Below are 5,631 nucleotides of genomic sequence, written 5' to 3'. Positions count from 1 at the left end.
GTGCACGTCGACCTGCGGCACCGGCAGCGGGCGGAAGGCGAGCTTCGGTTTTCCGGTTTTTGCGGATGGCGATGCGGTCATGAACTTACTCCATTCTATTTGACGGCCCCGGCCATCAGGCCGCGGATGTAGAAGCGCTGCAGCGCCAGGAAGAGGATGAGGCACGGCACCATCATCACGGTGACGCCCGCCTGCACCGCGCCCCAGTCGATGGCGCCGAAGCGGCCCGACTGCAGTGCGGTCATCATCACCGGCAGCGTGAACTTGGACTGGTCGGTCATCAGCACGAGGGCGGCGAGGAATTCGTTCCAGGCGCCGAGGAAGGCAAACAGGGCGATGGTGACCACGCCCGGCCAGACCAGCGGCAGCATCACTTTCAAAAGCATGGTGAGATTGCTGGCGCCGTCCATGCGGGCGGCCTCCTCGATTTCGCGCGGCACGGCGTCGAAGGCGTTGCGCATCATGAAGATCGAGAACGGCAGTTGCAGCGTCACATAGACGCCGACCAGGCCGGTCAGGGTGTTGTGCAGGCCAAGCTTGGTCAGCACCAGGAAGATCGGCGTCAGGATCGACTGAAACGGGATCATGATCGTCGACAGGATGAGGATGAAGAACAGGTCCTTGAACGGAAACCGGAACCGCGAAAAGCCGTAGCCGGCCAGCACGCTGACGGCGACCGACAGCACCACCGTCATCACCGAGACATAGATGCTGTTTTGCGCCGAGACCCACAGCCCGTCGCCGAAGCTGTTGAGCGTGGCATAGTTCTCCAGCGAGAACCCCGACGTCGGCCACGGCGGCAGCGGCGGCAGGCGTGCTTCGGCCGCCGGCTTGAACGCCGACAGCACCGCCCAAACAATCGGCGCGGCGAACAGCACCGAGGCGACGATGCCGGTAGAATGCTCTGCGACGCGGCTCAGGAGCCGGCGGCTACGGGAGGCTGCCTGCGCCATCAGTCGAGACCCTCCGGCTTGCGCAACAACCATAGCTGGACGAGGCTGAGCGCCACCAGGATGACCAGCAGCACCATGGAAAGTGCCGCGCCATAGCCGAGCTTGAACGACACGAAGGACTGGTTGAAGATCCAGTAGACCGCCGTCAGCGTCTGGTTGCGCGGGCCGCCGCGCAGGATGATGTAGAACTGGTCGAAGGCGAGGATCGAGCCGGCGACCGACAGGATCAGCGCCAGCGCCAGCGTGCGGCGCATCAGCGGCAGGGTGATCGCCCTGAACCTGGCGAAAGGCCCGGCACCGTCGATGACGGCCGCCTCCTGCAGGTCCTGCGGGATCGATTGCAGGCCGGCCATCAGGATGATCATGGTGAAGCCGGCGACCTTCCAGACGACCATGGCGATGATCGACCAGAAGGCCGGCTGGAAGGTGGCCAGAAGGTTGAACTTCCTGTCGATCAGTCCGAGGTCGTAGGCAGCCGGGCTGAACAGGCCGGAATCGACATTCAGCAACCACGACCAGAGCAGGCTGGCCGAGGCGAAACCGACAACCGCCGGCATGAAGAACATGGTGCGGTAGAGATTGGTCAGCGGCCGCGGCCGTTCGACGAACAGCGCCAGCGGAAAGGCCACCACGAAGATCGCGATGGTGACGATCACCGTGTAGAAGGCGGTGAAGCGCAGCGCGTTCCAGAACCTGGTGTCGCGCAGGATGGCGACGTAGTTGCCGAGGCCGATGTAGCTATGCTCGCCCATCAAGGGCCAGTTGTGCAGCGACATCCACGCCGTCATGCCGAGCGGGATCAGGAAAAAGACGACGACCAGCGCGACAGCCGGCGCGACATAGAGCAGGCCGATCCATTGTTGGCGGCTGGCGACCCTGCGGGCGCGGGGCGGGGCAGGGGTTGCTGCGGTGATGACGGTCATGGCTGTTCCCTTGGCGCTGCGTCCCCCTCCCCCTTGAGGGGAGGGTCCGGCCGTAGACCGGGGGTGGGGTCCTCTGCGGAGCGCGCCGACATCAAGAAACGTCGAGCACTGCGGTGGCGACCCCACCCGGACCTGCGGTCCGACCTCCCCTCAAGGGGGAGGTGAGGTTGGGCTATTTCTGCGGCGCCTGGTCGATGATCGATTGCATCGTCTCTTGTGCGTTGGCTATGGCGCCGTCGACATCGTCGCCGAAGAAGACCTCGTTGATCATCTGCGTCCACGGCCCGTTGGCGGAGTTGATCAGGTCGTTGAACACCACCGAATAGGGCGTCTTGCCCTTGGTCATGGCCTCGGCGGCGACCTGGTAGCGCGGATCGAGATCCTTCAGCGCCTCCTTGGCGATGTCGCCGCGCACCGGCAGGCTGCCGTATTTGGCAAGGATGGTCTGGCCTTCAAGCGAATAGGCGAAGTCGAGGAACTCCTTCACCACGGGCAGTTTCGTGGTGCCCTTGGTGACGACGAAATTGTCGCCGCCGGCAAAGGACGACCAGCCGCTGTCCTTGCCCGGCAGGAAGGTGACGCCGTAGTCGATATCGGGATACTGGGTGTTGAGCGCGCCGATGGCGAAGGCGCCGGACGGCGAGATGCCGATATTGCCGGCGGCAAATGCCGCAAAGAAGTTGGCGCCGGTATCGGTCTGCGCGCCCGCCGGCACCAGGTCCTTCTTGACCATCGAGCGGTAGAGATCGATGGCGCCGCGCAGTTGCGGGCTGTCCAGCGTCGCCTTCGAGCCGTCTTCGCTCAGGATGTCGCCGCCCGACGCCCAGATCAGGGGTGTGAAGGTGAAGATGTTGCAGCCGCCGCAATTGCCGGAGAAGTAGAAGCCCTTGATGTTGCCGCCGAGCGCGTTGACCTTCTCGGCATCGGCCGCGATCTCGGCCCAGTTGGCAGGTCCTTTTTCGGGGTCGAGGCCGGCCTGCTTGAACAGCTTCTTGTTCCAGATCAGCACCGAGGCGTCGGCAGAGAAGGGCAGGCCATAGATGTGATCCTTGTAGGTGCCGGTCTTCACATGCGCCGGCGACAGGCTGGCAAAATAGGGCAGGGACTTTGCCCAGTCGGTAATGTCCTCCAATTGGCCGGCTGCGGCGAAGGAGGGCGTGTAGATCAAATCGAGCGACAGCGCGTCGGGCGCCGTGCCGCCGGCGGCCGCGGCGCCGTATTTCGGGATGATCTCGGCATTGGGAATGATGTCGAGTTTGACCTGGTTGGTGTGCGCCTTGTTGTAGGCATCGACGATCCTCGGCATGAAATTCGAGCCGTCGACGCGCACCCAGATGTTGGCCGTCTCGGCGGCGGCAGTGCCGAGACTGCCACCCAGAACGGCAGCGGCCAGGGTCAGTTTGGCAATCAGGTTCCTCATGTTCTCCTCCTCCAAGGTTGGCCGCGGTCCGCGGCTTGGCGCCGATTGCGCGGCGCTTCGTTTTCAGCCACCCGGCGGATGGCCGCATGACTGCCGCACCACCAGCCGGCACGGCAGTTTTCGAATGCCTGGCGCGGCGGGCTTGCCGCCGACCAGCGAAAGCAGGGTCAACCCGGCCTCGCGCCCGAGCGCGACAAGGTTCATGTCGACAGAGGTCAGCGGTGGGCGCGTCGCCTCGGCCACGATCTCCCAATTGTCGAAACCGATGACGCCGACATCACTGGGGACGTCGAGGCCGCGTTCGCGCAGCGCATCGATGACGCCGCGCGCGATCTGGTCGTTGCCGCAGAAGACCGCGTCCGGCCTTTCGCTTTTGCCGTCGAACAGTTGCGCAACCGCCTGGTGACCCCAGGCTTCCGACCAGGAGCCGAGCAGCGGCTCGCTGACCGTCAGGCCGTTTTCGACCAGCACGTCGCGGTAAGCCTGGACGCGCGCGTGCACCACGGCAAAGCTCGCCGGCCCGGTGACATGGGCGATGCGCTTGCGGCCCAGCCGGCAGAAATGCTCGACGGCCAGCCGGGCGCCGCCAACATCGTCCGAGACGAAGGCGACGGCGTCGGGATCTGGCTGCGTGAAGGCATAGATCACCGGGACGCGCAGATTGGAGAGGTCGACGGGCAGATGGCGATCGATGCGCTTGCCGGTGGCGATGATGCCGTCAACGCGCTTGTCGAGCATGGCGTCGACATGCATCTGGCCCAGCCGCGGATCCTCCTCGACATTGCACAGGAACACCGAGACGCCATTGTCGACCAGCGCGTCCGAAATGCCCGACATCAACGGCAGCGAGAAGCGGCCATAGGTATCGTTGGTGAGCAGGCCGACGGTGAAGCTGCGCCGCCGGAGCAGGCTTTGCGCCAGGCTGTTGGGCCGGAAACCGAGCCGCCGGGCGGTCTCGCGAATGCGTTCGCGCGTCTCGGCTGTCATCCGGCCCTGGCCATTGAGCGCCTTGGATGCGGTGGCGACACTGACTCCGGCCTGGGCGGCCACGTCACGCAAGGTGACTGGCTTGGAAAAGACTGGAACAGGCAGATCGTCCGATGGCATCGCGCCGAGATCCTTGGTTGGGAAAAGGTTTTCTCTTACCGAGCCGGATGAGGCCCGGCAGGTGGCCGAGCCCAACGACGATTGCTTGGGAAAACCTTTTCTCAGATGAAGCTAAGCCAGATCGAATCGCTGTTCAAGGGGAAAAGTTGGTTGGCCTCCGCTCCTCTCCTCCGAAATGCAACGCGGGGTAAAAGCAGCCTCGGAAGCGCGTAGGGGAGAAACGTCAATCGCAGTGCTGGAGGCCCTCGGTCGACACGGGGCGGGGCTGCCGCTTGGGCGTGAAGGATCGCAACTCTGCGCCGGAAGCGAGGCCCGGCAAGGTTGGCTGACGAACGCTCTGAAACTCGATGCCGAAAATTCTGAACAATCCCTCGGGATTAACCTTTCCGTAAATATTTGGCCGCTACTTCGACAGCCATGGCCTCGTGGCGGAGCGGCTACGCTGGAGACGGCAAATCTCTGAAGCCTCGGTTCGATCCCGAGGCGAGGCCTCCAAAATTTCGCGTCCCAATCTGCCCCGAGCGCAGTCAGTTCCCGCGAATAGATTGTGTGTTGCGAAGGCAGTACGGACCGGCCGTCAAAGCAGTCCTGTCTTGAATTTGGCATGCAGGCGCTCGCGAAAAGAGTGCTATGGAAGGGAGGCGAGCGTTGTTGCTTCGCTTTTTCCTGACATTCGAGGCCTTTCGTGCGTGAACCGTCGCTGCTGCCCGTTTTTGGAAAACTTGGCCTCAAGACCCCTGTCGCCTTGGCGGCGGCACCAATCTCGCCGGCAGGTGTGCCGCACCTGCGGAAGCTTCTGGCTGCGCATGGCGGCATGGTGCTGAAACTGTCGGTCGTCGCCTGGACGGTGCTGATCCTGGGCGCCGTGTTTTTCACGATGCGAGGCTGACCGGCATGGCCAACCGCTACACGGTGCGCATGGAGCTTCCCCAGAGTTGGAGCATCATCGATGTCTTCACCGGCCAGCCTGCGGTTGTCCGGCAAAAGGTGATGGTCGGGATGGGGCCGCGCGAGGCCGAGGACATGGTCGTGCAGATGAATGTCCGCGACGTTAAACGCCGCGAAAGGGCCGAGCGCAAGACCTGATCGCGGTCAGCGCCAACTCGCCGCCATTTCAGCCGAAATCGGCCGCCGTCAGCACATACATGCTCTTGCGGGTGCGGTCGTAGGCCTTCGACGCCACCTCGCGGATGGCGCTGCTCTCGGTGTCGAATGTCTGGAGATAACC

General features: G+C 63.8%; 6 protein-coding genes. 2 read left to right on the top strand and 4 right to left on the bottom strand.

Features of this window, described 5'->3' with window-relative positions; genetic code table 11:
* Positions 1-95: 95 nt before the first annotated feature.
* The 4 genes from EN893_RS16195 to EN893_RS16180 form a co-directional block, all read right to left on the bottom strand.
* The gene (locus EN893_RS16195; protein ID WP_127272570.1) at positions 96-953 is read right to left on the bottom strand and encodes a carbohydrate ABC transporter permease; all 858 of its coding nucleotides are present in this window, start codon (positions 951-953) and stop codon (positions 96-98) included.
* Complete coding sequence (locus tag EN893_RS16190; protein WP_127272569.1) at positions 953-1,876, bottom strand: sugar ABC transporter permease; 924 nt, start codon at positions 1,874-1,876, stop codon at positions 953-955. Before EN893_RS16190 ends, EN893_RS16195 begins: the two co-directional genes overlap by 1 nt.
* Before the next feature lie 172 nt (positions 1,877-2,048).
* The gene (locus tag EN893_RS16185) at positions 2,049-3,296 is read right to left on the bottom strand and encodes a sugar ABC transporter substrate-binding protein (protein WP_127273261.1); all 1,248 of its coding nucleotides are present in this window, start codon (positions 3,294-3,296) and stop codon (positions 2,049-2,051) included.
* Between the two features lie 63 nt (positions 3,297-3,359).
* A complete protein-coding gene (locus EN893_RS16180) occupies positions 3,360-4,403 on the bottom strand; it encodes a LacI family DNA-binding transcriptional regulator (protein ID WP_127272522.1) in 1,044 nt (347 codons plus the stop codon).
* Positions 4,404-5,088: 685 nt separating this feature from the next.
* Here EN893_RS16180 and EN893_RS16175 point away from each other — a divergent pair.
* Together EN893_RS16175 and EN893_RS16170 are read left to right on the top strand one after the other, a co-directional pair.
* A complete protein-coding gene (locus tag EN893_RS16175; RefSeq protein WP_127269696.1) occupies positions 5,089-5,292 on the top strand; it encodes a hypothetical protein in 204 nt (67 codons plus the stop codon).
* Positions 5,293-5,297: 5 nt separating this feature from the next.
* The gene (locus tag EN893_RS16170) at positions 5,298-5,489 is read left to right on the top strand and encodes a hypothetical protein (RefSeq protein WP_127269694.1); all 192 of its coding nucleotides are present in this window, start codon (positions 5,298-5,300) and stop codon (positions 5,487-5,489) included.
* Positions 5,490-5,631 lie beyond the last annotated feature (142 nt).

This window comes from Mesorhizobium sp. M7A.F.Ca.CA.004.04.2.1 (genome assembly GCF_004022825.1).
GTDB lineage: Bacteria > Pseudomonadota > Alphaproteobacteria > Rhizobiales > Rhizobiaceae > Mesorhizobium.
This window is presented reverse-complemented; position numbering and strand designations above follow the sequence as displayed.

Excerpts from the sequence above, each read along its gene's own strand:
- EN893_RS16185 (WP_127273261.1), bottom strand. The coding sequence starts at position 3,296 with ATGAGGAACCTGATTGCCAAACTGACCCTGGCCGCTGCCGTTCTGGGT.
- EN893_RS16180 (WP_127272522.1), bottom strand. The coding sequence starts at position 4,403 with ATGCCATCGGACGATCTGCCTGTTCCAGTCTTTTCCAAGCCAGTCACC.
- EN893_RS16170 (WP_127269694.1), top strand. The coding sequence starts at position 5,298 with ATGGCCAACCGCTACACGGTGCGCATGGAGCTTCCCCAGAGTTGGAGC.
- EN893_RS16190 (WP_127272569.1), bottom strand. The coding sequence starts at position 1,876 with ATGACCGTCATCACCGCAGCAACCCCTGCCCCGCCCCGCGCCCGCAGG.
- EN893_RS16195 (WP_127272570.1), bottom strand. The coding sequence starts at position 953 with ATGGCGCAGGCAGCCTCCCGTAGCCGCCGGCTCCTGAGCCGCGTCGCA.